Below are 26,472 nucleotides of genomic sequence, written 5' to 3'. Positions count from 1 at the left end.
TTGGTCTCATTCATTTAGATGGCAACAACAAGAGGGGGCATTATTGGATGAGCAAGAAATACGAGAAGTTGGCTCAAGATATTGTAGAGAAAGTGGGCGGTAGTGAGAATGTATCCACTCTGACTCACTGTATGACTAGGCTTAGATTTGCACTGAATGATACTAATAAAGCAGATCAAAAAGCGCTTAAATCGTTGGACGGTGTTATTGATGCGGTTGAGAGCGGCGGACAATTTCAAGTCGTCATCGGCACACATGTTGAAGACGTTTACAAAGAAGTGATCAAGCATCTTCAACCTAACGCGAGTTCATCGGGTGAACCAACTCAAGCTAGGAAAGTTAGTATTTTGGGGAAATTAATCGATTTCGTCTCGGGGACATTTAGTCCGATTGTTCCTGCTATAGCTGGGGCTGGTATGATCAAGGCATTACTCGCTCTACTTATTTTGTTCAACTGGATTTCAAAAGATTCCCAAACCTACTATGTCGTAAGTCTTATGTCAGATGCTATTTTCTACTTTTTACCATTCTTGTTGGCGTTTTCAGCTGCAAACAAACTAAAATGCAGTCCAGTCTTAGCACTCGTTTTAGCCGGTGTTTTGCTCCATCCCAACTTGACACAATTGCGTTTGGATGGGACTGACGTAAGTGTTTTTGGAATCCCGCTAACTCTTGTATCGTATAGTTCTTCTGTAGTTCCAATTCTCTTAATAGTTTGGTCACAATCATATATTGAATCGTTGTTTAAAAGGATCATTCCGAATGCAGTGAAAGTTATTTTTGTTCCCATGTGCACTATTTTAGTAACGGGAATTCTGGCCTTAACCGTGTTGGGACCACTGGGGTCATTTTTTGGAACGTATTTAGCGATGGGCTTTGACTTCTTGGCCGCACATGGTAGCTGGCTGGTTATTTTCCTGGTAGCAACCTTCTGGCCAATACTGGTTATGTTTGGGCTGCACCATAATATTGTGCCTCTATCCATTGCTCAAATCACCACATCAGGTTATGAGAATATCCTCGGTCCTGGGGCGATGATCAATTGTATAGGTCAAGGTGTTGCGGCATTAGTTGTAGGGATGAGAACCAAGGATAAAGCATTAAAACAAATTTCAGCTTCCAGTGGGATCACCGCGTTGATGGGAATCACGGAACCAGCTCTTTACGGCGTAAACTTACCGAAGAGATACCCACTTGTCGCGGGTATGATTGGAGCTGCCAGTGGGGGACTCTTTGCAGGGCTAATGGATGTTTCTCGGTACGCAACAGGCGCTTCAGGAATCCCGGCGATTCCTCTGTACATTGGTGAAAATATCTGGAATCTATATAACATTTTGATCGCACTTGTTATAACAACTGTCGTAACTGCTGTACTTACCTATTTGCTCAGTTTGAAATATGAAAAAGATGCACCTTCACAGAACACTGTTTCAAATGCGAACGAAGGGAGTCGGGTTGCGGATGAAGTCATTACAATTAAAGATTCTGTTATTGCAACTCCACTTAAAGGTCAGCTTATCCAACTTCAGGATGTACAAGATGCAGCGTTTGCCTCAGAGGCAATGGGTAAAGGAATTGCTATTGAACCTAGCGAGGGGAAAGTCATTGCTCCATTTGATGGCATGATTGTATCTCTATTTCCTAAGAAACATGCTATTGGACTATTATCCGATGAAGGAGTCGAAATTCTTATTCATGTCGGCTTAAATACGGTAAAGCTGAACGGAAAATATTTTGAAGCGTTCGTTGAAGAAGGTCAGAGAATTACAAAAGGGCAGACCTTGCTGACTTTTGATCTGGACAAAATTAGACAAGAAGGATATGTCACTCAAACGCCCGTCATTGTAACCAATTCGTATAGTTACTCGGATGTGATCGCAGAGACTAGTCCCAAAAATATTGATTTTAACAATACATTGTTGGTTGTCAAAGCTTAACAAAACTACAGGTTAGGAGTGTGTTTTAATGACTTTAAGAAAAGACTTTTTGTGGGGTGGGGCAGTTGCTGCTAACCAATGTGAAGGTGGATATGCAGAAGGCAACAAGGGACTATCCACAGTTGATGTAATCCCGGCAGGGAAAGATCGTGTTCCTGTCATGCGAGGACAGTTAAAAATGTTGGAGTGTGATCAAGAACATTTTTATCCGAGTCATGAGGCTATTGATTTTTATCATCGGTATAAAGAAGACATTGCTTTATTTGCAGAGATGGGCTTTACGTGTTTCCGTTTATCTTTGGCATGGACTCGGATCTACCCTAATGGAGATGACGAGTTACCCAACGAAGAGGGTTTGAAATTCTATGAAAATGTATTTGACGAATGTTTGAAGTATGGCATTGAGCCGTTAGTCACCATTACCCATTTTGATGTCCCTATTCATTTGGTGAAAACTATTGGATCGTGGAGAAGTCGAAAAATGGTGGATTATTATGAGAGACTGTGTGAAACGATCTTCACCCGTTATAAAGATAAAGTGAAGTATTGGCTTACCTTTAATGAAATTAACATGCTGTTGCATCTACCTTTTGGCAGCTCAGGCCTAGTGTTTGAAGAAGGTGAGAATGAGGATGCTGTGAAGTATCAGGCGGCTCATCATCAATTGATCGCAAGTGCAAAAGCAACTGAAATTGCGCGTAGAATTAACCCGGAAATTAAGATTGGCTGTATGTTAGCAGGTGCCAACACTTACCCGTATACATGTGCACCAGATGATGTCTGGAAAGCCATGACAAGAGATCGCGAGCACTACTTCTTCGTCGATGTACAGTCCCGAGGAGAATACCCAAACTATGCCAAGAAAATGTTAGAACGAATGAATATTCATTTAGCCATGGAAGACGGGGACGAGGAATGTTTGAAAAATAATACGGTTGATTTCGTTTCGTTCAGTTATTATGGTTCACGATTAACCAGTGCAGACCCGGAAGTAAACACACAAACGGCAGCTAACCTGTTTCCGACACTGCGCAATCCTCATTTGAAAACAAGTGAATGGGGATGGCAAATCGATCCTGAAGGTCTAAGAATTACAATGAATTCCTTGTATGACCGATATCAAAAGCCACTATTCATCGTTGAAAATGGCTTAGGAGCGATAGATACTCCTGATGAGACGGGATATATTGCGGATGATTATAGAATCGAGTATTTGCGTCAACACATCCAAGCTTTCATAACAGCAGTGGAAGAAGATGGCGTAGAGTTGTTGGGTTACACGTCCTGGGGTTGCATTGATCTAGTAAGCTCAAGTTCTGGAGAGATGAGTAAACGATACGGTTTCATACATGTCGACAAAGATGACGCTGGAAATGGTACGTTGAAACGCAGCAAGAAAAAATCCTTTGAATGGTTCAAAAAAGTTATTCAAAGTAACGGCAAAGAACTCTAATCGACTGAGCAGTAACGCATGAAGTCAGCGACTTATGCGTTACTGCTTTATCCATTTATCGCAGCATCTAGGCTAACTACTGGCCATATGGAGCAAAAACAAACATTAGGAGTTGGTTTTTTATAATATACATGGAGAAGCTTAAAACATATTCTTTATTGTCCGTTGCGTTATTAATTTCTTCAGGTCCAGTGATTGCCGCTAACATTCCTGCAATAACCAATGATTTTCCAGAGATATCGGTAACACACGTAGGATTATTAACGACCATACCTTCATTATTTGTCATTCTTGGTGTGTTAATTGCTAATCGACTTGAACTTCTTATTGGGAAGAAAGCAACTATACTAACTGGATTAGGACTTGTTCTCATTGCGGGAGTATTCCCTGCATTGTATCATGACCTTTTTTCGTTGCTGTTCATTTCTCGCTGTTTGTTTGGGTTAGGTGTAGGTTTATTTAACCGGCTCATCATTCAGATGATCAGTGATATGTATCATAAAAATCCAGGTAAACAAGCAACCGTAATTGGCTTAGAAAGTGCCTTTGAGGGATTAGGAGGCATTTGTCTGACACTACTCGTTGGTCAACTATTGAAAATGGGCTGGCACACATCATTTTATGTCTACGCCCTGGCACTTCCTATTTTCATTGCATTCCTGATTTTCGTTCCTTCTGATAAAAAAGAGCTTAATAGAAGAGAAGAGGTCAGCACGAATCCAAGCCACACAAATAATAAAAAAGCCCTTCAAGTCATGATTGGCTATGGTCTCTTATTATTTGTAATAGTAGCTATTTTCATCAATTATAATTTACAGATTACTCCTTTGATTTTGGAAAAAAAAATCGGAACTGCGACAAATGGAAGCAACATGATTGCATTTATAGGTTTGGGAGCTTTTGTTGCCGGCTTTTCTTTTGGGAAAGTATACAAAACACTCGGTAACTATATCGTTCCATTATCGATTCTGTTACTTGGAAGCTCGATGTTCGTTACGACGATCTCGCAAAGTATCATGCTTACTACCGTGTGCTCAATGATCATCGGGTTTTCATTCCGCTGTATAATGCCCTATTTATTGCATACTTTTGCACAACAAATCGCCAAAATGGCAAAGCTGGGTACGACCATTGTTCTGATCGCGTATAACTTGGGAGCCACACTTTCACCGTATGAAGGAAGGTTAATTACGCAATTATTACGACTAGATACAGTGCAATCATTAGTCTCAAGTAATGCAATAATTCTATTATGGATTTCAGCAGTTAGTTTGGGAGTAGTAACCCTTCATCGCAAAAAGAAGAATATTCAACAAACATAGAAAACAGGGAACTTCATGATATGGAGTTCCCTTGTTTTAGAGTAAGTTGTATGAACCGTTTAAATAGAATTTTTGTAATACACCAAGTGATCGGTCCATTCATTATTTTCGTGTATAAACCCTTTACGAAGGCATTCGAATTCCATACCAACACTCTCTGCCAGTTTAATGGAAGGGGTGTTATCCACATTAATATGAGCTTCTATCCGGTGGAATTTCAGATGTTCGAATGGACTCCTCTGGATTGAATTTATGCTCATGGCATAGCACTGAAATAGTCCATAACCACGCTGCGAAACTCTAAAGCGGCTTTGGAAATATACCTGTTTTTATGCGAAAGTAAAGCGATTTTCCGAACGAGTTGGTGCTCCTCTACCTGAAGATATTTAATGCGCTCATGGGGGTTTCTGGCTGTGCTAGGTATAAACGCGAGACCGATCTCCGCCTCCACAAGGGCGGTTAATCTTGCAGGCTCATCACCTTCATATACATACTTCGGTAGGAAACCAGCGGATTGACATACGGAATCTACCATATCACGAACCCCATACCCTTGCTTCACCCCAACAAACCACTCGTCCTTAAGCTCGGATAATTGAATGCTGCTTCGGTCTGCATATCGATGACCCATAGGAACAGCGACTACAATCGGGTCGTCATATAGTATCTGACATTCGATATCGTCACCTTCAATCGGAGGGGAGGAGAGACAAAAGTCTACCTCGCCCCGATGCAGAAGTCTGGACATGTTTTCTAACGAAACCATTTGCACATGGAACTGAATATCCGGCTTATTTTTCCGGAATTCCCGCAGTATACCTGGCAATGTGCTCGCCGTAGTCACCGCCAATTGCAGTGTACCCTGATCCGGATTGGAGAGGTCAGCAATTTCCCGCTTTCCTTGTTCCAATTCAAATAAGGCTTTTTCAGTTCGCTGAAGAAATGTTCTTCCAAAGTCGTTTAGTCGCAGCTTTCTCCCGATTCGATCAAATAAAGGGACTCCCAAGTCGTCCTCTAATCGTTGTATCGTTTTGCTCAGGGAGGATTGCGTGACATGCAGCTTTCCCGCAGCTTCCGTAACATGCTCGCATCGGGCCACCGTCAGGAAATATTTTAGTTGAAGAAGCTCCATTTGCACCATTCCTTCATTCCTTCTAGTTCATCAAATCATAACATATAATGCGTTGGAATAAATGAATACGTTCAAGTAAGATAACAGCAGAAGAGAGAGAGGTGCACCAATGAACGTTCGAAATAAAGGATTGATGTTAGCTGTTGGACTCGGAATTATGTTGAATCCGTTGAATTCCTCCATGATTTCGGTGGCAATTTCCAGGCTACAACAAGTGTATCAACTTAATTTTACAGCCGTTTCGTGGATTATTTTATCATTTTACATTGCCAGTGCTGTCGCTCAACCCGTCATGGGCAAGTGTAGTGATTTGTTTGGCCGCAGGAAGATCTTCCTCATGGGTCTTGTTATTGTTTTTGTATCGTCCATGTTAGCTCCGTGGTCTCCCAGTTTTTCGTGGCTCATCGTATTCCGGATTGTTCAATCAATTGGCACAAGCATGATGGTGGCCGTCGGAATGGCGATTGTCAGAATGAACGTGACTGAAAAACAAGCCTCCGCCTTGTCCACCTTGGCTATATTCCTTTCTGGAGCGGCTGCAATTGGACCTTTTATTGGTGGAGTATTGATTCATTGGTGGGACTGGCGCAGCATATTCTTCGTTAATATTCCGTTTGTCTTGGCGAGTTTTTGGTTCGCCTGGAAAACAATCCCGAAGGACGAGCAATCCCTGTCTATCTCTGGTCAAATGTCCATTCGGCAATGGCTTGCGTTAATTGACGCACCAGGTATCCTGATGTTTACGGTAGCTTTGGTGACTCTGCTCATCGGTTTACTTTCAGTAAATTCCACAGGAGATATTTCAACATGGCATCTGCTGACAGGGGGGATCGGGTTAATCGCACTCGTCATGTTCTTCCGACATGAATTAAAAGTAGCCACGCCTTTTATCCCTCTGCGAACGTTTGCCTCATATCCGGAGATGACTTGGGTGAATGTGCAATACATGTTGGTGAACATCCTGTTTTACGCACTTTTTTTTGGAGTTCCTACGTATTTGAAGCAGGTACGTCATCTCAACGAAGTTCATACAGGAATGAGCATGCTAGCTTTGGGGTTATGTTCGGTCATTATTGCTCCGATCGCAGGGCGCTGGATTGACAGATCAGGATCACGGCCAGCTCTGATCGTATCCGCTTCTTTAATGACATTTGGCTCTATATTAATCGTTGTTATGAATGAAACTTCTCCAATCTTCATAATCATTGTTGCCTTAGCTTTATTTGGCATAAGTAACGGCCTAAACGCGGTCGGTATGCAAGCAGCACTGTTTAAAAGCACACCGAAAGAAATGATTGGAGTCGCATCGGGTATTTTTAATACATCACGCTATCTGGGGACCATTTTATCGTCGTTATTGATTGGAATTGTTATGGGGGATACATTCAATGTGACAGGATTTCAGATGCTTGGAATCATCCTTACGGTATTAGCTGCATCACTGATCATCATGAGCATACGTCGCGAGGCAGGTTTGGTGAGTCCGGAGCAAGTAAGCAAGTAAAATAGAGAATCTGCCGTGCAATAACACGTTTACACCCAATGAATCAATAGCTCCATTGGGTGTATTTTTTGATTTTCACCAAGTTGTCAGAAAGAGTTGATCCTTTCTTGAACGTTTAGGGTAGAAGCCGTGTCTTTGATTGAATTAGGTAAAAATAAAGATATAATAATTTTGATTAATAGGCTTGGTTAGTACATTAAGTGCATCAATATCAGATTTTAATAGGCATCCAATGCTTCTTATTATCGGGGGCCTACAGGAGTAAACGCATTATAGGTGTGGCAAGATATCGTCATACCTAACTTTGTGAAATTTTTCGCAACTCTGCATTGAGCTTGGCCAAATCTGATATTGAATGTTTCTAAATTGAACAGAGTTTGAAAGGAGGCAACACAAAGAATGGCTATTGATACGGTTTTATGGAGCAGGCTAGTGACTGGTTTGACGCTCGGGTTCCACGTGATTTTTGCAACGCTTGGTGTCGGCGTACCTTTGATGATTGCTATTGCAGAGTTCATCGGCATTCGGAAGAAGGATCACCATTACATACTTATGGCAAAGAGGTGGTCCAGAGGGTTTGTCATTTCTGTCGCGGTTGGTGTCGTGACAGGCACAGCGATCTCACTACAGTTGGCCTTGGTATGGCCGAATTTTATGAAACTTGCCGGGAATGTCATTGCACTGCCACTATTTATGGAAGTATTTGCATTCTTTTTTGAAGCAATATTCCTGGGCATTTATCTGTACACGTGGGATCGGTTCAAAAATCCGTATATCCACTGGTTGCTGACTATTCCGATTGTCGCCGGGGCAGGCATGTCTGCTGTTTTTATTACAACAGTGAACGGATTCATGAACCAGCCTGAAGGTTTTGTCATGGAAGCAGGTCAATTCATGGCAGTGAACCCCGTGCAAGCGATGATGAATACAGCGACGTTCTCCAAAGTGTTCCATGTATTAAGCTCGGCTTATCTGACAGGAGCTGCTCTGTTAGCAGGAATAGCAGCCTTTGCGATGCTGAGAAAAGGAGTGTCGGCCTACCACAAAAAAGGCTTGAATCTCATGATGGCCGTTGTGCTGGTATTCAGTTTGTTAAATTCTTTAGCTGGAGATGTGTCTGCCAAGTTTTTGGCTGAGCATCAGCCGGAGAAGCTCGCAGCTGCCGAGTGGCATTTCGAGACGGAAAGCGGCGCGGATTTGATTTTTTTGGGATGGCTGAATGCAGAACATGAAATTATAGGCGCTCTTCATTTGCCGAAACTGCTCAGTTTCCTTGCCTTTGGAGACTTTAACGCCGAGGTAACCGGGCTGAACGAATTTCCACCAGATGAACACCCGCCCTTACTTGTGCATTATTTGTTTGATCTAATGGCTGGTATTGGATTCGCTCTGCTTGCTATATCAAGTCTGTACTTCCTGTTTGTATTCTGGAAGAAACGTAATCAGTTTAACAAGTGGATGCTTCGTATGGTTGCACTCAGTGCACCGCTTGCTTTTCTGGCTGTTGAGATGGGCTGGTTCTATGCAGAGATCGGGCGGCAGCCATGGATCATCCGAGGTTATATGCGAGTGGAAGAGGCTGCTACTTCTTCACCGAGTGTAAGAATTTTATTTTTCGTCTTCTTGCTTCTCTACATCCTGCTAGGCGTTATGTGTGTCGTCGTACTGAGACGGTTGTTCAATAACAATCCTGCTGAACTCGAGATGGAGAAATGGTTGAAGGAGAAGCATGATCAATCAGCCAAGAAAGGGGATCAGGCCTGATGAGTTATGAATTAATTGGTATTTCGGTACTCTGGCTGTTCTTGTACGGCTATCTTATTGTAGCTTCCATTGATTTTGGAGCAGGTTTCTTTGCCTTTTATGCACGCCTGACAAAGCAGGATCATCTGATTAATCGTCTGATCTCCCGTTATCTATCACCTGTCTGGGAGATCACCAATGTATTTTTTGTCTTTTTCTATATTGGCATCGTTGGATTTTTCCCGGACACGGCCTATTATTATGGCTCCGCGCTGCTTGTTCCAGGAAGTATTGCCGTCATTCTACTTGCCATTCGTGGGTCGTTCTATGCTTTCGAAAATTATGGTTCCAAAAAAAGTATCGTGTATTTGTTCTTATATGGAGCTACAGGGTTGCTTATTCCAGCGTCATTGTCAGTGGCACTGACCTTGTCTGAAGGTGGCTTTATTTTGAAGCAGGGAGATACCGTTTCCCTGGATTACTGGGCACTATTTACGAATCCATTATCGTGGAGCATCGTTGGACTGGCGATCGTGTCCGTATTGTTCATTAGTGGGTCATTTCTCACATTTTACGCTTCTCGCGCAGAGGACCATTCGGCATTGAAGCTGATGCGGAACTATGCTTTGTTCTGGAGCACACCGACCATTATTCTCGCGCTGACTGCATTTATATATTTGGGTCAACACAATGAGCGTCATTTTCAAAATATGATGGATTTATGGTGGCTGCTGGCGCTTTCCGTTGCGTTTTTCATGATTGCCATGTGGCTGTTATATAACGGACGCCGTTATGGTTTAGCTTTTATATGCATCATGCTGCAATTTCTCACAGCCTTTTTTGCTTACGGGATTGGGCAATATCCTTACATTCTCGATCCATACATTACCATTCAGAGTAGCGCCACATCACCTGCAATGGGCTTTGCACTCGTCGTTGTGTTTATCGGTGGTCTGTGCTTGTTAGTTCCTTCTCTAATCCTGGTCTTCAAACTGTTCCTGTTTGATGCGGATTATGTGAAAGGGAAAAAATAAAGGAGGAGCGTTTAATGAGGAGGAGAGCCAAATCCAATCTGATCTCGCAGCAAATGTCTTTACAACGAAAAAACAGACTTCTCCTTGCGATCATTTCGCTGGCCCTTGGTGTAGCTATTATAAGCCAGGCCACCTTGGTGGCTGAAGCAGTCCAGCGAATCTTTGTAGAGAAAGCTTCCTTTTCATCAGTGGTCCTGTTGCTTGTCCTATTACTGGTTATTATGGCTGTACGCTCACTGTTGTCGTATGGTAATGGGAAAGTGGGCTTGCATATGGCAGCACGCGCCAAGACAAATATGCGAGCATCTGTGTTGCAGAACCTGACCCGCGCTTCCATGCCTTCAACCCTGAGTGGACAGACGGGAGGAAAGGTCAGTGTTGCTTTGGATGCTGTGGATGAGGCCGACAGTTATTTCAGTCAGTACATGCCGCGTATGATGGAAGCTGCGATGATCCCGATTCTGATTCTGGTTGTTACGTTTACGCAGCACTCTAACACAGGCTGGATTATGTTGTTTACGGCACCGTTTATCCCGCTGTTCATGATCTTGGTTGGGCTCAAGACAAAGAACAAATCAGAAGAAAAATACGCGCAACTGGCTGAGTTTTCCGGTACATTTCTGGATTCGCTTCAAGGGCTGGTTACGTTGAAAATATTCGGACGGGCTAAACGTCAACAGCAGGAGATTGAACGCAGCAGTCTGGGGTATCGTGATGCCACCATGGGCATTTTGAAGATTGCATTTACAAATACGTTTATGCTGGAATCGATCGTGATGTTAAGCATTGGTATTGTCGCGCTTGAACTGGCTATTCAATTACTGGTTTTCAAATCGATGAGCTTCCACACAGCCTTTCTCATGTTGTTACTCGTCCCTGAGTTTTACAGTCTGTTGAAGAATACGGGAACGGCTTTTCACAGCGGGCGAACCAGTATGGGGGCCATTCGTAAGGTGGAACAAATGCTTGAGGAAACAAGTATCAAGAGCACACAAACGGAGCGGGAAGAAGGATCGGATCAAAGCGAATTAACCAATGCCGATACCATTGCAAGGATGGAAGAGCTCCGTACAGCTCGTGCCGAGTTGATAACAATGCCACCAACCATTGAACTGGACCATGTCCGATTCCAGTACACACCTGATTCCTTTGGACTTGAGACAGGACAGATCTCGATTGGACCGGGAGAACAGATTGCTATTGTAGGCAAAAGCGGCTCAGGTAAAACCACGCTGCTTCATCTCATTGCCGGTTTACTGAAACCAGATTCGGGAGCGGTTCTGGTTAACGGAAGCCAGCTTTCGCAACATGATGAGGTTGCATGGTTTGAACGTGTTAGCTATATTACACAGCATCCGTATATTTTTGCAGGTACATTTGCCGAAAATATCGCGATTGGCGCGGGTCGGAACGTCTCCAAAGCTGAAATTGAGCAGGCGGCAGATGAAGCAGGACTTACTGGCGTTGTTGCACAATTGGAGCAGGGCTTGGATACGTTTGTTGGTGAAGGTGGCCGGGGGCTGTCTGGTGGGGAAAAGCAAAGACTTGCTTTGGCACGTGCTTTTCTGAAGCGACCAGCTGTTATTTTGTTCGACGAACCCACCGTAGGACTGGATCTACACACCGAGCGGGTATTGCAACAATCCATTGCGTCATTAGCGAAAACGGCAACGATGATTACGGTGGCACACCGTTTATATACAATTCAACATGCGGACAACATTTTGTTTATGGATAGTGGGGTATTAGTGGATTCAGGACATCATGAAGCACTTCTGGCGCGCCTGCCTCAATATGCGGAGATGGTTGATGTACAACGGAAAGGAGGGTTAGCATGAATGAGCTGACGATTCTGTCAAAAGCGATGATTCAGGAGCGCAAGGATATCTTGCTTTCGATATTGGGCGGATTTATCGCCGGCATAGCAGGGGTAGCTCTCTTTTCCGCGAGTGGGTATATGATATCGCAAACGGTATTTGCGCCACCGCTGTACACCTTAATTGTACTCACTTCCATGGTCAAACTGCTGGGTTTCCTTCGAGCGGCGAGCCGCTACGGAGAACGATTGTATTCCCACAGGGCAACATTCTCCATGTTGAGCCGCTTGCGGACGTCCTTTTTTGCCAAACTGATCCCGGTAACGCCAGGTATATTGAACAAAAACCGAAGCGGGGATCTGCTTGCGCGGATCGTGGGTGATGTGGAAAGCTTGCAAAATTATTTTTTGCGGGTCGCGTATCCACCCATCATGGTCGTTATGGTGTTTTTGGCTACCATGCTGTTCACTTCGGCCTTTTCGATCTGGATTGCGTGTTTGTTAGTACTAGGTATGCTGATTACGGCATTTGTTGTACCAGGTATTGTCTTGTTAGGTCAGCGAAAAATACACGGACGTGTCCGCCAGCAACGGGCCTTGCTGTCCACGGAAGTAACCGAAGTGTTGTATGGTTTCCGGGATCTGAAAGTATACGGCCAATTGGAACAGCGTGAGCAACAGCTTCAGCAGGCTTCCGCTGCATTGGCAACGGAACAGAAACAAGCCGCTTCGCACCTGCTGCGCGGGCAATCTATGCACGTTTTTGTGACGTATCTTGTTACATGGGGTGTGCTAGCACTCAGCGCCTTCTTAATTGTGAATGGAGCGTTTGCCGGTGTATTCCTCGCCATGCTGATCCTGGCCACGCAGACCGTGTTCGAAGAAGCTGCGGCAATGGCTATATTACCTCTATATAAGCAGGACAGCGAGCACGCCGCTCAGCGACTGGCGGAAACGGTGCCAACCTCCGATGTACAACCTGTACAGTCAAGCGGTGAAGTGTCAGCCAATCAGGCGGTTTCGATTGAACTATCTGGTGTTAGCTTTCAATATGAAGGGGAATGGAGACTGGCGCTGAGGGAGCTCTCCCTGCAACTTGCAGCAGGCTCCAAAACAGCAATTGTCGGGCCGAGCGGTTCAGGTAAGTCAACGATTATCGATTTGTTACTCAAGCTGCGTGCACCAACGTCTGGCGATATACGATTAAACGATGTTTCGGTGAAGGAACTGAATGAAGAGAGCATTTGGCAAGGGACGAATGTCGTGCTGCAGCAAAGCCACTTCTTCCGGGGAACCATCCGGGACAACCTGTTGCTGAATGGAGAAGAACATTCGGATGAACAACTGTCGGCTGTGCTGGATAAAGTCCAACTGCCGAATAAGTTGTTGACCGACATGGTCTATGAAAAAGGGGAGAACCTGTCGGATGGTGAGAAGCAGCGGCTGGCTCTCGCACGGGCCATGCTGCGCAAAGGACGGTTATGGCTTCTGGACGAACCAACTTCTTCGTTGGATTACGTCACAGAGAAACATGTGCTCCAGCATCTTCTTGCACAAGCATCCGAAGATACATTTCTTCTGATCTGCCATCGGCTGACGGGATTGGAAGAGATGGATCGGATTGTGGTCATGGACCAAGGCAAGATTGTAGAATCGGGTTCTTTCACTGAGCTGATGGAGCAAAAAGGCTATTTTTATGAAATGAAACAAATTGAACGACAAATGATTGGAGACGCCGGGGCGTGAAAGGAATTTCAGTCTACTCAAGGTGTCGATAGTACTTTCATAAAAGACTAAAGAACGTTACTGATGTTATCATCAATTAGTCGTTCTTTAGTCTTTTTGTCTACCTATTGAGAAGACTTGTTAAGCGGCAATGTTAATTTACCTTTACATAACCACAGATGATTCAGCCGTTTTATTTTTCTTCGCAAGCGGCTTTTTCCTGAGTGTCCTATCATACAGATAGGGTTTTCCGTGATATTCCCGTGCATGCTTTTGTTTCTGCTTTTTATGTATATCAACCTTGATCTCCAGATTGGCAACGTTATTCTGGAATTCAGAAGCAACTCGTTTGCACCATTTCAATCCACTTTCTTCAGATGCACTGAAATGAACACGTAATAGATATCCGTTCACCGTTAATTCAAACTTGTATAAATTCATGATATGTATCCTTTCCAGACGGGCATGTTATGTTACACCAAATATGATAATCTGATTATAACAGGAACGTATGTTCTGTAAAAGTGTTATTTATGATACCCGCAATTCAATAAGGTTCGCTAGACATCTTTGCAACAGTTCGTTTAATGGTAAAATATCTAAAAATGGTTCATGTTGGGGGATACGCATGTATAAACTGATGATCGTAGATGATGAATTGCTCATGCGGGTTGGAATTCGTTCCATGCTGAATTGGGAAGAGTATAATTTCTATGTTGTTGGAGAGGCAGGAAATGGAAAAGAGGCATTAAGCCTTGCGCTTGAAGTGATGCCTGATCTAATTATTACAGATATTAAAATGCCGATTATGGATGGGCTACAACTTATACAAGAGGCCTCCTGCGTACTGAAAACCTGTAAGTATGTCATCCTGAGTAATTTTGACGAATTTCATTATGTGAAAGAGGCGCTAAAACTTGGCGCTTCAGATTACTTGATTAAAAGTGAGATCACCGAATCCTCCCTTATTGACCTCCTGAGCACGGTTGGACAGAAACTGCAAAGTGAACATGTTCACCCAACCAACACACCCTCTATAACACAGGACTATTCCAAGAGCCTAAGATATCTAAAGGATAGTTTCTTCCAAGATATTGTAAGCGGATTCATTAGTGAGGAGGATATCGTCACCAAAGCGGAAGAACTGCATTTTCGTATACGTTCGGACCAGTTGGTTGTCATGAAGTTCATCGTGAACTATTACGAGGATGCAAAGCGGAAATATGTAGAGAAGGGGGAAAAGCTGCTCCGATTTTCGATTCTTAATATTATGGAAGAGATCATTCCATCGAAGTGGGAGAAAGAGATTTTTGTTGAAAGTTCCTCAGAATATTGGGTGATCGTCAATGTACTTCCTGAGAGCCAATCTGTACACGCCGACTTAAATAAACTATGTAATAAATTGCTGTCTTCGATCAAGGATTTTATGAATCTATCACTCACGGCTGGGGTAAGTAGAATGACTTCCGGATTCCTTCACATCAGGAAGGCCTGCCAAGAGGCAGAAACGGCTCTACAACAGAGTTTCTTCACAGGAAGCAACCAGGTGTTGTATTACGATGATATGGTTCAATCCCCAGATCGACATGAAGTTAAGGGGGCTTTAAGCCCGCAACAAGAACGAGATTTGTTGAAGTTATGGGTAAGCAAAGACAACAAAAAGGCGGAAGAGTTCCTTGAAGGAATCCGATCCAATCTGGAACAGCTACGAGCGGATGAGAATAGCATTCGCAAGCAATATATCATGGTAATGGAAACGATACATTCTCATCTATCCCGAGCTACGGAAAGAGGTGCACCTTCTTTAACAGAAAAATCACCCTATGAAATCGTTCTAAAGGGGGAGTATTGGGAGGATATCCACCAAGATATGCTTGCTCATATTGCGTATTACTTCCAAACCGATTCCCAAATCAAACAGGAAAGCACTTACACCGATCTCGCCACTGAATTGATCGACAAGTATTATGCGGAAGATATCTCACTGCAAAGTATCGCTAGCCAAATTAGTGTGAATCCGTCGTATCTCAGCCGTGTGTTCAAACAGGAACGAGGAGAGAACTTTATTACGTACTTGACCCGAGTTCGAATTGAACATGCCAAGGCGTATCTATTGAGCAGAGGAATGAGAGTGTATGAAATCGCAGAAAAGGTGGGTTACCATAATTACACGTACTTCAGTAAGATTTTCAAAAAATCGGTAGGTGTCACTCCTGAGGAATATCGAGAATTACAGCAGGGATGAATGTAATCGGTGAATAGAGGTGCAGCATATGAAGCATGTTCGGCCCTTCCGAATCAAGTACAAAATTATGGTGATCTGTATGACGGTCATTATCCTTCCGGTATTGGTGATGACAATCAACTCGTATTACTCCTCAGAGCGTTTATTGGCACAGAACTATACAACGTTGCTAAACGATCTGGCCAAACAGACGAATATTCGCATTGATGAGTTCCTCAAGGAGATTGAGAAAATTTCGCTGCTCGCCAGCAATGGGCTTAGTGACAATCTGTCTGCGACTCATGAGGGGAGTTTTCCGATCCAGGATTTCCTGCGAGAGGGTGATGAACAACATGAGATTGCCGCATACAATATTCTGATGAATTACATCATGATGAAAGATCGCGTATTCTCCATCTACCTTTACAATATGAACGGGGGGCAAGACCTTTTTGTCAGTCCACATCAACCCATTGATCCAAACTTCAAAGTAGCAAACGAATTGTGGTTTAAAAAGTTCATGCATGATAAGGATCGAACCATTACCCTCACAACGCGAATCGACGAGCAATTGGAGAATAAAATACTGGCAGTGTCACACGCTCGCAAAATTCATGATGTGACTAGTGGAAAACTGCTTGGCGTGATTGTTGTCAGCATTGATATCAAATTCATTGAAATCGTCAACCGCAACTTGCAGGAAGGGCTGCGCTCCAGATTCATGATTGTTGATGAGGATGACAAGATCGTATATAACGTGAATGAACGATTAATCGGGACACTGTTCCGGGACAACGTTCGTCCGCCTGAAGCACTAAATGTCGTGGTGACCAGTCCCCTAAGTCAGCAAAAATGGACAACTTACTTATATATGCCTTTGGATGAGTTGACTGCTGATGGCAAAATATTGGGCCGTAATCTGGTGACGCTTGCCATCGTCATTGTTCTTTTTGCTGCCGTCATATCCATCTTTTTATCTCACGTGATCACAACTCCCATTAAAAAACTGCTACGGAATATTTCTCTAGTCGAGAAAGGTCAGTTTGAACAAGTTGAACCTATTGGATCAAGAGATGAGATTGGACATTTATCCATTCGATTCAACAGAATGTCACACGAATTGAAGCGGTTGGTCGAACGGATGCAGCAGGAAGAAATAGAGAAAGCCAAGGCCGAGATGCGTGCGCTCCATGATCAGATCAAGCCTCATTTTCTGTATAACACCCTTGGGTCGGTTAAATGGATTGCCTCGATGCAGCAGGCAGACAAAATCGTGGAAATGACCGATGCACTAATCTCGATGCTTCGCTATGCAACAAAATCCGATGGAACCCTCGTAACCATTCGTGAGGAACTTGATAATATAACGAATTACGTAACGATCCAGAATGTCAGGTACTACGATTGTATTCAGATGAGATACGAGATTGAGGATAGACTGCTAAATTATCGCATGCCCAAAATGATTCTACAGCCCATTGTGGAGAATGCAATATTTCATGGACTCGCTGAACTCGAAGAAGACGGAATCATCACCATTCGGATTCAATCACAGCTGGATGAAGTTGTGATCCAAGTCTGCGATAATGGCGTCGGTATGGATCATCATACGATGCAGAATTTAATGGAAGAGAAATCCGGTGAAGGTACGGGAACGAATGGGATTGGATTGCATAATGTGCAGCGGCGGATTCAACTTCATTTTGGGAAATCCTATGGAATACAGGTGGAGAGTAAAATAGGTGAAGGTACCATTTTCTCCATTCTGCTGCCTGCCATCATAGAAGCCAAATAGTCATTCATGTTTCCACTTAAGCATCTCATAATACGGTACAGCGATCATAAAAATAAGTTTAGATATAAACAAAGGGCTCGCAGTATGAACTGCAAGCCCTTTTGTTCACCCTTTGACGCTACCTAACACCAAACCTTTGGTGAAATATTTCTGCAAGAATGGGTACACGAGTAAAATCGGAATGGCACCCAGGAACATCTGAGCGGCGCGCCCCGTTCTGGCGTTCATCATGGACAACAGCTGCGTATAATCTGACCCAGATTTCAGCATGATTTGCTCAAAACTTTGCAGGAGGGTCTGGAGATAACTTTGTAATGGATAATTGTCTGGATTGTTCATATAGATAATGCCATCGAACCATGAATTCCAGTGGGCAACGATACTGAACAACCCAACCGTAGCGAGAGCGGGCTTGAGAAGCGGGAGTAGAATACGAAGTAATACCTGTACAGGCCCAGCACCATCGATAATTGCTGATTCTTCAATCTCCTCGGGCAGCCCCCGAATGAAATTCATGAGGATAATCATACTGAATACGGGGAGGGCCCCAGGCAGGATCAGAGACCATATGGAATCGATCAGTCCCATTTTGACGACTACCAGATAGGTTGGAATTAGACCTCCACTGAATAACATGGTTATTATGAAAAATCCCATATAGATATTACGCCCCATCAATTTTTGTTTGGATTTGGAGAGGGGATAAGCCGTGAGTACGATCAGAACCAGATTCACCACCGTTCCGATAACGGTTCGTTGAATGGCTACCCAGAGAGAGGAGAAAAATGATCCTCCAGTTAATGCAAATTCATAGGCTTTTGTCGTAAATTCCACAGGCCAGAACGTAACACTCCCCGCAGATACAGCCGCGCTGCTGCTGAATGAAACAGCCAGCAGGTTGATAAACGGCAGGATACATAGGAGAGAGATTAGAAGCAGTATGGTGTAGTTTAAGATAAGAAACACACGTCTGCTCATACTTTTATCATAGATCATAATGTAAGTTCCTCCTTCTTAGAAGATACGATAGCCAGCCACTCTGTAAGCCAGGATGTACGATACAGCAACGAGAACACTGGAAATGATCGATTTAAATAACCCGACAGCGGTACCAATTGAATACTGTGCTTGTTGAATTCCTAAACGGTAGACATAGGTATCAATAATATCACCCGTCTGATAGACAACAGGGGAGTAGAGATTATAGATTTGGTCAAAGCCAGCATTGAGTACGTTCCCAAGTGAAAGTACGGTCATTAAAACAATGGTTGGCATGAGTAGAGGCAACGTAATGTAGATGGTTTGTTTCCACCGTTTCGCTCCGTCGATCACCGCGGCTTCGTAAAGTCCCGGATCAATACTGGTCAGGGCTGCCAAATAAACAACCGTGCCAAACCCGAAACCTTTCCATATGTCACTCACAATCATCGTCCAAGGAAAAATAGAGGGTGTGCCAAGAAAGGAGATCGGTGCAATCCCAAATACACTTAGAAATGTATTGATAATGCCGTCGGAGCTAAGGATATCCAGCATGATGCCAGCCATAATGACCCAAGAGAGGAAGTTCGGAATGTAGACAAGGGTTTGAAATGTACGTTTGATTCCACTGTGTAGTACCTCGTTAAGCAGTAATGCAAAAATTACGGGTACGATTATACCACCGATAATCTTAAAGACAGACATGTACAATGTATTCCAGATCGTTCTTACGAAGTTCGGCTGATTAAATATGTGGGTAAAGTTATCCCATCCTACCCATGGCGAGTTGAATCCGAGGCCCGGATTGTACTTCTGAAATGCAATAATAAGTCCGTAGAAAGGGATATAACAAAAGATGAAGACCAAGACCAGGCTTGGAATTAACATGAGATGGTAAGCACGCTGCTGCTGCCATTTTCTCAGCATTCGTATTCCTCCGTTCCTTGTACGCCAAATGTAATCGCTATCAAATAAAGGGGAGGGATGACCCTCATCCCCTCTTTGTGACAAACGAGATTATTTCTTCCCGTAGGCTTCATTAACTGCCTGAGTTGCGTCATCGCCCCCGGCTGCACGCCAATTCTGGACAATAACATCGAAATAATCGATACTTTCGCTACCCATAATGATCTTGGTGAAGCCTTCGGTCAGGATATCATCCAAGGTTGTTCCGTAGCTTGAAAGTATTTCTGGCGTAACACCCCATAAGGCCGTCTTTGTATAGTTCTCGCTGTCCAGTACTTTCTTGGCAAGACCATACGCATTCTTTGGAGCCCCTTGTTGCAAATAATCACCAACTGCTCCTGGGGTTGCATTCTCCATGAATTCCACACTGTTGTTATATTTTTGCCACATACCCGAAGTTGTGAGTCCACTGGTATCCTTGGATTGAAGGGCAGCGGAGACCGCCTCAAATTGCTCGTAATCGGAATTCGGATTAAGTACACGGAACGCTCCAACAACATGGGCAATATCGTTGTCCAGCAAGGCGGATAACGTTTCTGTGGATTCCTTGCCATTGCCTTCATCCACAATATAAGCGTAGTCGTTCAAAATTTTGATCACTTCTTCAGGGCTCTTAAATCCCTTTTTCATAACGATATAATTGTTGTTGGCGAAGAAAATGGATTGTTTGGCTTCTTTTCCATCAACGGTAGGGATGATATAAGGGTAGAAGATAGCGTCCTTACCCAGATTGGATACTGTGTCGACACCCGGATTATAACCCCACCATTGGTAATAAGGTTGCATTCCCACTTTGCCGGCTACAATATCCGCGTTCATCGCATTAAAGTCTTTGATTGCAAATTCCGGATCAATAATGCCTCGCTTGTACCATTCTGACCACTCAGCCAGCGCATTTTTCATCTCAGGCTGCACGGAGCCGTACACGAGTTTTCCAGTGCTATCCTCCATCCACATATCCGGATGCGCATTCCATGCAATGGCCAGCAGGTTGAGGTAATCCAACGATTGGTCTACCGCTATACCATAACCGCCGTGTTTCTCCATGAATTTTAGTGCGATATTTTTGATGTCTTCCACAGATTTCGGATCTTGGACTCCCAATTCTTCTTTCCAGTCGTTCCGAATCCAGATGAAGTCTGGTTGTTCAATTAATCCCCAGTGCATCTGTGGTATCCCGTATAGCTTACCGTCCTTCTTTCCAGATTCGTAACTGTCTGCATCTGCTTCCATGTAACCTTTGAGACGATCTGAAGCGTGTTGATCAAAGACCTCGGAAAGGTCCATGACCATATCTGCTTCGACTAACTGTCTCAGTTGTGATGGATTAACTCTGAATACGTCAGGAAGATCGTTCGATGCGATAGCCAAATTGAGTTTTGTATCGTACTCATCGCTGACCCAGTCTGTTTTGACGTTGATATTAAACTTCTCTTTGTATCGCTTAATCCATACATTGTTGGTGATATCGTCGCCCTTTGGATATTTTGCTGAAGTGTATTCTGATGTTACGGTGTGAATGGTTGTCGTTCCAGCCTCGTTGGAATCCGTGTCCGTCGTTGAACCTTTATCGGCACCGCTTCCATTGCTACAGGCTGCGAGTAATAAGGTTGACATGCACACAGACAAGACTAAGGCTTTCGTTTTCTTGTTCATTTCTTTTCCCCCTTATCAGTCATATTTCAATAACGCTTACTTGAAAATATTCTAAACGAGAAAGGGGGAACGGGATATAAAGGTTATTGACGAGAACCGGTATCTTTTTTTACTTTTGAGTTGTAGCGGAGAAAAGAGAAATGAGCTTTGTGCACTTTTTTTACTTTGTGCTCCTTCTTTTTTTACTCATGACTCCAAAAATTGCTTTAGATGACGATCGATAACGAGTGAATCCTCTTCGTTTGCTCCGATTCCAAAGCAGTGTCCCCACTTGGACTCTATAGGTTGATACACCGCGTTTGGCATATGCTGAGCATCATACGAACTGTCTTCTGGCGTGAAGAACAAGTCACTTGATCCTGGCATAACGAGTGCAGGAGAAGTGATCTTGCTTAACGCCTGTTCGAAGTTGCCGTCATCTACGGGATTATCGCTAATGTCTCCATAGATTCCTGTACGCAACATGGTAATCAAGTCGTTAGCATCGAAGGGAAGAAATACCTGATCCCAGTAATCTTCTACATAAGATTTCAAGGAGTCGAAACCCTCAGATTGGTACAATTTTTCCAAATAATACGTCTGCGAGAACCCCCATGGAGCATAAGCTCTTCCCATCGCTGCGAGACCGGCAACCGGAGGGCGCTCATATCTACCATTTTTATAATTCGAATCTGCCTGTAACGCCGCGATCATTGCTTTGAACACCAACTGTGTATGGGGTCTGCTCTTTGCCGTCCCGCCAAAGGGGGCAATACGCTCAACCATCTCAGGATAACTGGTTCCCCATTGATAAACCTGCATGGCTCCCAGAGACCAGCCCACAACAAGTTTGATTTTGGAGATACCGAATTTTTGAGTGATGAGTTGATGTTGGGCATGTACATTGTCATACATGGAGATGATAGGGAAGTTATTCTTATCATATGGGGCAGGGGTATTACTTGGAGAAGACGATAACCCGTTACCCAACATATTGGGCACAACGATAAAATAACGACTGGGGTCCAGCGCTTTGTCCGTTCCAATTAACCATTCATTATCTGTGTGAATTCCAGCAAACCATGTTGGGACAACAATAACATTGTCCTTTGCCGCATTTAAGTTTCCATAGGTCTTGTAAGCGATAAAGGCTTGAGGGAGCTGTTGTCCCGATTGAAGTAATGTATCTCCTAGGTTATATGTTTCATAATCGTTCATAGATTGATTCTCCTTATAAAATAGTAATAACTTGATTTCACTCTACATTACGTCTATTATCAATTCAACGAAACGTTATCGAACATATCATTCATTTATTTTGAACTTAGGAGGTGCCTGACTCATGGAAATACGCCAGCTAAAAACCTTTTGGACACTTGCATCGACCTGCAGCTTTAGTCAAACTGCTGAATTATTGAGCTATGTACCGTCTACCATAACCATGCAAATCAAATCGCTGGAAGAAGAGCTCGGGGTGAAATTGCTGGATCGATTAGGCAAAAAGGTTGTGTTAACAGATGCTGGCCAACAGTTTCTGCCGTACGCCACTAAGATATTAAACGATGTAGAGGAAGCAAAGTGCATATCCAGTCAGCACGGAGAATTGGCGGGAACGGTTGTGATCGGAGCAGACGAAGTGCTGTGTGCATATCTTCTTCCAGCCTTGTTCAAACGCTTCCGAGCGGACTATCCTGGTGTGCGGTTATTGTTCCGTCCCTTGTCTGGGCAAGAGCTCAAATCGAGTCTGAGAGAAGGGCATGCCGATGTCGTATTTGTATTGGATGAGCCTATTAATTCCAAAGACCTTCAGTCAGAGTTATTAAAGGATGAGACCTTTCAAATGGTGGTTTCTCCCGATCATATGTTAGCATCGCGTTCCGAGTTGGTCATCGATGACTTCCACAAACAGCATTTTTTACTGACCGAAAAGAACTGTTCGTATCGCACTCATTTTGATCAATCCATAACAAAGAAAGGTGTGGATGCTCTGACAGAGCTGGAGTTTCACAGTGTAGAAGCCATTAAACAATGTGTTGTGGCTGGTCTAGGGATCGCTTTATTACCTGAAATGGCTTTGAAGAAAGAGTTGATCGATGGGGAAGTGGTTGCTCTGCCGTGGGATTTATCAGATGTATCCTTTTCTGCGCAAATGCTCTGGCATCGGGAAAAATGGATCTCTCCGTCCATGGCTGCTTTCATGAAGGTCGCCAAGAGTGAGTTGATTTGATTGTTCAGAATTTGTTTAGATGTATGTGTTAAAATATTCTTCATGGAGATCGTGAGGTTAAATGGAATCAACCTTCAACAACATGATACAGATATATATGGGGGATTAGCAATGGAGAGAAAGATTAGAAATTCTGCAAAAGCATTGATCATTAAAGACGGGAGAATGCTTGCAATGAAGCAGGATGATAATGATGAAGTCATCTACATTCTGCCTGGTGGGAGCCAGAATGCAGGTGAAACCCTGACGGATGCTGTGAAGCGTGAAGTTGTGGAAGAAATCGGAATAGATGTAGAACCGTTATCACTGGAATTTGTCATTGAAGGGGTATACGGTGAAGCTCTTCATCGTGTAGATTTTGTTTTTTTATGCGAGTACATAGGTTTGATGGACCAAGATAGTTCTATTCTGCCAAGTGACGAAAATCAAGTGGAATATGAATGGCTCAAAATTAAAAATATAAACGAACTACCTTTATTTCCTTCAAAATTACGAAAGCAGATCATTAGATTGGTTGAGGGAGAAAAAACGGTTATGTATTTAGGAAATGAGGAAGATGACGACCTGAATAGTTAGATGTGCACACGTTGTAAACAAGCGGCCGTCTTGTATTTATAAAGGAAAGGCTATTTCAAAGGACATGATGGTCCAGTGAAATAGCCTTTTTGTCGTTGAACAAAGTGTACAGAGCGATTCAAAAATGAACATCTATGCTAAGGGGTTACATTAGGCCAGGAGTTATATATCTTGTTGCTTCACACCTGCTGTCATATTTTTCTGACCCCACATTACCATGGATTCAATTAAGGGGACCAATTCCTTACCCGATTCTGTGAGCGAATACTCCACTCTCGGTGGCACCTCGTTATATTGCTCCCGATGCACGATGCCGGAATGAATCAAATCCTTCAAACAGTTCGTTAACATCGTTCCGGTAATGCCAGGCAGTCTTCTTTTTAATTCATTGTAACGTATACAGTCATTTTCACTGAGGATTGCCAGAATCGGAAGATTCCACTTGCCTCCAATGACCTGAAATGCATAAGTCGCTGGACATAACTGATCAAAATTAAACTCGTATTTCACTTGATACCCTCCAATAGTATACTTTTTGATACTAAGTCAGAAAAAGAATCGTACTTGTTCAGAAGATTGTAGATATTATAATCAAACTAACACAAGAAAATCAATTCATAAGACAATATAAAGGCGGGATAACGTGAGTAACGAATCTATGATGTGTGATCTGGAAACAGGCGTATGTGGTGTGAACGAAGAAGAGGCGATGCAAGAAATCAATCTGAATCATGTTGAGAAAAGGATAACTCTATATTACGCAACAGATCCGATCTGCTCTCACTGCTGGGCGCTTGAGCCTGTGCTTCATCGGTTTATTGAGGAATACGGCCATTATTTTACGCTGCAAATCAAAATGGGTGGGCTATTGGCTAACTGGAATGGTTTCTCGGATGGCGCTAACGGGATTCAGAAACCTTCGGACGTTGCAGAGCATTGGAAGGAAGTGGGTGAAAATTCACGCATGCCCATCGACGGTTCCTTATGGCATGATAATCCAATACTTTCTTCCTATCCGCCATCTCGCGTATTTAAGGTCATTCAGAGTACACACCCTGGTAAAGAGCAGGACTTTTTAAGACGTGCGCGTGAAGCCGTGTTTGCATTTAATCGAAATATTGGAGAAGATGATGTGCTGACGGATATCGTCAATCAACTGGGCTTGAATGGAAAAGAAATAGTTGAGGCGGCTGCAGAGCAATCTGCACAAGAGTTATTAGAGGAAGACTTTGAGAGTGTGGCTAGTTTGGGAGTTAGAGGTTTCCCATCCATTATCATTGTGAATGAAGAGAACCAGGGTATGAAAATTGTCGGAGCGCGTTCTCTTGAAACATATGTGCAAGCACTTCAGCAGGTGCTCGGTAGTGATCTGAAACCCAAACAGATAACCTCGTTGGAGCAGAAAATCAATGAAGGACACCTTCTTTTTTCTAAAGAAATTGAGGTCTTGTACAATATCGAAAAGAGTGATATTGAATCATATGTGAAATCTGAATTGGCAGAGCACACATATCGTATGGGTCATATTTTGGATGAGATGTATATTGAGCATATCTGAGGCAGGAGCCGTGTTAGAATCTTCCTGCTTTCGGCACACGGATGTGTTATTCGCACAGGCAAGTCGTCCACCCATTGCGTAGACTGAAGTAGATCAAGTCAAGTGAGGTGAATTCCATGGCTAAAACCAATGAAATACACGTCCGGGTGAAACGGCTCAAGGATCGCCCAGTCTGCGTGACTCTTCATAATGGCGAGACGTACGTCGGGTACATCTCTGGTGTTAACAGCGAAGGCGTAGTGCTTACCGGGGGCGGAAAGCTTACTCAGGCCGCAATCACAGCACCCTCATCTGAAGGCAGTGCTCGCAAAACCAAACCTAAAGCAGGGGCTACGAGAAAAACAGCATCCTCTCGAAACCGTAAACGGGTGAACAGCACACGTAAGTCGCAAATACGATCCCGGTCGATGTCTCGCTCAGCGTCTAGGCAAGCCCAGGTATCATCTTTCATGCCTATGCTAGGCTCATTGTTAGGTGGCTTTGGCGGTGCAGGCTCGATTGGAGGTATGTTAGGCGGTGGCATGCGGTTGTTTGGCATGATCCAGCGGTTTACACCTGTGGTCAAAATGGGGTATGGCATGATTAAGCAGATTCAGCCATTTATGGGGGCAGTTCAAGGGCTGATGACTCCAGCAAGCCAAGCAGCTCAGGCTGAAACCGAAGGTGAAGAGGAAGCACAACAAGGATAATACTTGAAATGAAAATCGTGAAATAGAACATAACCTTCTTTTCATTTGGGAAGGAAGTATTGCTAGTGTGTTGGGTGATTTGATCTCTTTCTGATCTGTTCTGTTCTGTTCCTTATCTTCTTCTCTGTTCTGTTTCAGCTTCTTCGCTAGATGCTTAA

The 26,472-nt window shown here is 43.6% G+C and carries 21 protein-coding genes and 1 pseudogene; 14 read left to right on the top strand and 8 right to left on the bottom strand.

Features of this window, described 5'->3' with window-relative positions; translation table 11 throughout:
- Positions 1-47: 47 nt before the first annotated feature.
- The 3 genes from MHB71_RS09905 (at position 48) to MHB71_RS09895 (ending at position 4,712) form a co-directional block, all read left to right on the top strand.
- A complete protein-coding gene (locus MHB71_RS09905) occupies positions 48-1,937 on the top strand; it encodes a beta-glucoside-specific PTS transporter subunit IIABC (protein WP_340029459.1) in 1,890 nt (629 codons plus the stop codon).
- Positions 1,938-1,965: 28 nt separating this feature from the next.
- A complete protein-coding gene (locus MHB71_RS09900; protein ID WP_036671179.1) occupies positions 1,966-3,390 on the top strand; it encodes a 6-phospho-beta-glucosidase in 1,425 nt (474 codons plus the stop codon).
- A 131-nt stretch (positions 3,391-3,521) separates the two neighbouring features.
- Positions 3,522-4,712, top strand: a complete 1,191-nt coding sequence (locus MHB71_RS09895; protein ID WP_340029458.1) for an MFS transporter — start codon at positions 3,522-3,524, stop codon at positions 4,710-4,712.
- Between the two features lie 59 nt (positions 4,713-4,771).
- Here the strand turns inward: MHB71_RS09895 and MHB71_RS09890 are convergent.
- Positions 4,772-4,942 (bottom strand): annotated as a pseudogene (locus tag MHB71_RS09890) (GNAT family protein); the annotation flags it as partial.
- 26 nt (positions 4,943-4,968) lie between these two features.
- Positions 4,969-5,844, bottom strand: coding sequence for a LysR family transcriptional regulator (locus MHB71_RS09885; protein WP_249911794.1), 876 nt, complete (start codon positions 5,842-5,844; stop codon positions 4,969-4,971).
- Positions 5,845-5,953: 109 nt separating this feature from the next.
- On the opposite strand from MHB71_RS09885, the gene MHB71_RS09880 reads away from it, so the two are divergent.
- The 5 genes from MHB71_RS09880 to cydC all read left to right on the top strand — a co-directional run bounded on the left by MHB71_RS09880 (position 5,954) and on the right by cydC (position 13,687).
- Positions 5,954-7,348 (top strand): MFS transporter, encoded by a 1,395-nt coding sequence (locus MHB71_RS09880; RefSeq protein ID WP_340029457.1) that lies wholly within the window; start codon positions 5,954-5,956, stop codon positions 7,346-7,348.
- 399 nt (positions 7,349-7,747) lie between these two features.
- On the top strand, positions 7,748-9,112 hold the full coding sequence (locus tag MHB71_RS09875) for a cytochrome ubiquinol oxidase subunit I (protein ID WP_307412723.1): 1,365 nt from the start codon (positions 7,748-7,750) through the stop codon (positions 9,110-9,112).
- A complete protein-coding gene (locus MHB71_RS09870) occupies positions 9,112-10,125 on the top strand; it encodes a cytochrome d ubiquinol oxidase subunit II (RefSeq protein WP_340029456.1) in 1,014 nt (337 codons plus the stop codon). The genes MHB71_RS09875 and MHB71_RS09870 overlap by 1 nt, the downstream gene beginning before the upstream one ends.
- Positions 10,126-10,139: 14 nt before the next feature.
- Positions 10,140-11,963 carry a thiol reductant ABC exporter subunit CydD gene (cydD, locus tag MHB71_RS09865; RefSeq protein WP_340029455.1) on the top strand — a complete coding sequence of 608 codons (1,824 nt, stop codon included), beginning with the start codon at positions 10,140-10,142 and terminating at the stop codon, positions 11,961-11,963.
- Positions 11,960-13,687 (top strand): thiol reductant ABC exporter subunit CydC, encoded by a 1,728-nt coding sequence (gene cydC / locus MHB71_RS09860; protein WP_340029454.1) that lies wholly within the window; start codon positions 11,960-11,962, stop codon positions 13,685-13,687. The genes cydD and cydC overlap by 4 nt, the downstream gene beginning before the upstream one ends.
- Before the next feature lie 144 nt (positions 13,688-13,831).
- Here cydC and MHB71_RS09855 read toward each other — a convergent pair whose 3' ends face one another.
- A complete protein-coding gene (locus tag MHB71_RS09855) occupies positions 13,832-14,107 on the bottom strand; it encodes a hypothetical protein (protein ID WP_340029453.1) in 276 nt (91 codons plus the stop codon).
- A 187-nt stretch (positions 14,108-14,294) separates the two neighbouring features.
- Between MHB71_RS09855 and MHB71_RS09850 the strand changes: the two genes are divergently transcribed.
- Positions 14,295-15,911 (top strand): helix-turn-helix domain-containing protein, encoded by a 1,617-nt coding sequence (locus tag MHB71_RS09850; RefSeq protein WP_076253076.1) that lies wholly within the window; start codon positions 14,295-14,297, stop codon positions 15,909-15,911.
- Positions 15,912-15,939: 28 nt separating this feature from the next.
- Entirely contained in the window at positions 15,940-17,685 is a 1,746-nt protein-coding gene (locus MHB71_RS09845) for a sensor histidine kinase (protein ID WP_338708864.1), read from the top strand.
- Between the two features lie 105 nt (positions 17,686-17,790).
- Here the strand turns inward: MHB71_RS09845 and MHB71_RS09840 are convergent, their stop codons facing one another.
- The 4 genes from MHB71_RS09840 to MHB71_RS09825 form a co-directional block, all read right to left on the bottom strand.
- On the bottom strand, positions 17,791-18,681 hold the full coding sequence (locus tag MHB71_RS09840) for a carbohydrate ABC transporter permease (RefSeq protein ID WP_036671192.1): 891 nt from the start codon (positions 18,679-18,681) through the stop codon (positions 17,791-17,793).
- 18 nt (positions 18,682-18,699) lie between these two features.
- Complete coding sequence (locus MHB71_RS09835) at positions 18,700-19,590, bottom strand: ABC transporter permease subunit (RefSeq protein WP_076253078.1); 891 nt, start codon at positions 19,588-19,590, stop codon at positions 18,700-18,702.
- A 90-nt stretch (positions 19,591-19,680) separates the two neighbouring features.
- On the bottom strand, positions 19,681-21,285 hold the full coding sequence (locus MHB71_RS09830) for an extracellular solute-binding protein (RefSeq protein WP_076327571.1): 1,605 nt from the start codon (positions 21,283-21,285) through the stop codon (positions 19,681-19,683).
- A gap of 186 nt (positions 21,286-21,471) precedes the next feature.
- Positions 21,472-22,482, bottom strand: a complete 1,011-nt coding sequence (locus MHB71_RS09825) for an alpha/beta fold hydrolase (RefSeq protein WP_340029452.1) — start codon at positions 22,480-22,482, stop codon at positions 21,472-21,474.
- 124 nt (positions 22,483-22,606) lie between these two features.
- Here MHB71_RS09825 and MHB71_RS09820 point away from each other — a divergent pair, with 124 nt between their 5' ends.
- Positions 22,607-23,491 carry a LysR family transcriptional regulator gene (locus tag MHB71_RS09820; RefSeq protein WP_340029451.1) on the top strand — a complete coding sequence of 295 codons (885 nt, stop codon included), beginning with the start codon at positions 22,607-22,609 and terminating at the stop codon, positions 23,489-23,491.
- Positions 23,492-23,602: 111 nt separating this feature from the next.
- Positions 23,603-24,067 carry an NUDIX domain-containing protein gene (locus MHB71_RS09815; RefSeq protein WP_340029450.1) on the top strand — a complete coding sequence of 155 codons (465 nt, stop codon included), beginning with the start codon at positions 23,603-23,605 and terminating at the stop codon, positions 24,065-24,067.
- A 162-nt stretch (positions 24,068-24,229) separates the two neighbouring features.
- Here the strand turns inward: MHB71_RS09815 and MHB71_RS09810 are convergent, their stop codons facing one another.
- Positions 24,230-24,577 carry a helix-turn-helix domain-containing protein gene (locus tag MHB71_RS09810; RefSeq protein WP_076327567.1) on the bottom strand — a complete coding sequence of 116 codons (348 nt, stop codon included), beginning with the start codon at positions 24,575-24,577 and terminating at the stop codon, positions 24,230-24,232.
- A 133-nt stretch (positions 24,578-24,710) separates the two neighbouring features.
- Here MHB71_RS09810 and MHB71_RS09805 point away from each other — a divergent pair, with 133 nt between their 5' ends.
- Both MHB71_RS09805 and MHB71_RS09800 read left to right on the top strand, forming a co-directional pair.
- Positions 24,711-25,625 carry a DsbA family protein gene (locus MHB71_RS09805; protein ID WP_340029449.1) on the top strand — a complete coding sequence of 305 codons (915 nt, stop codon included), beginning with the start codon at positions 24,711-24,713 and terminating at the stop codon, positions 25,623-25,625.
- A gap of 116 nt (positions 25,626-25,741) precedes the next feature.
- The gene (locus tag MHB71_RS09800; RefSeq protein ID WP_340029448.1) at positions 25,742-26,314 is read left to right on the top strand and encodes a hypothetical protein; all 573 of its coding nucleotides are present in this window, start codon (positions 25,742-25,744) and stop codon (positions 26,312-26,314) included.
- Positions 26,315-26,472 lie beyond the last annotated feature (158 nt).

The organism is Paenibacillus sp. FSL H7-0940 (genome assembly GCF_037979415.1).
GTDB classification, from domain to species: domain Bacteria; phylum Bacillota; class Bacilli; order Paenibacillales; family Paenibacillaceae; genus Paenibacillus; species Paenibacillus amylolyticus.
Note: the sequence above shows the minus strand (reverse complement) of the source record. Positions and strands in the feature narration are given on the sequence as shown.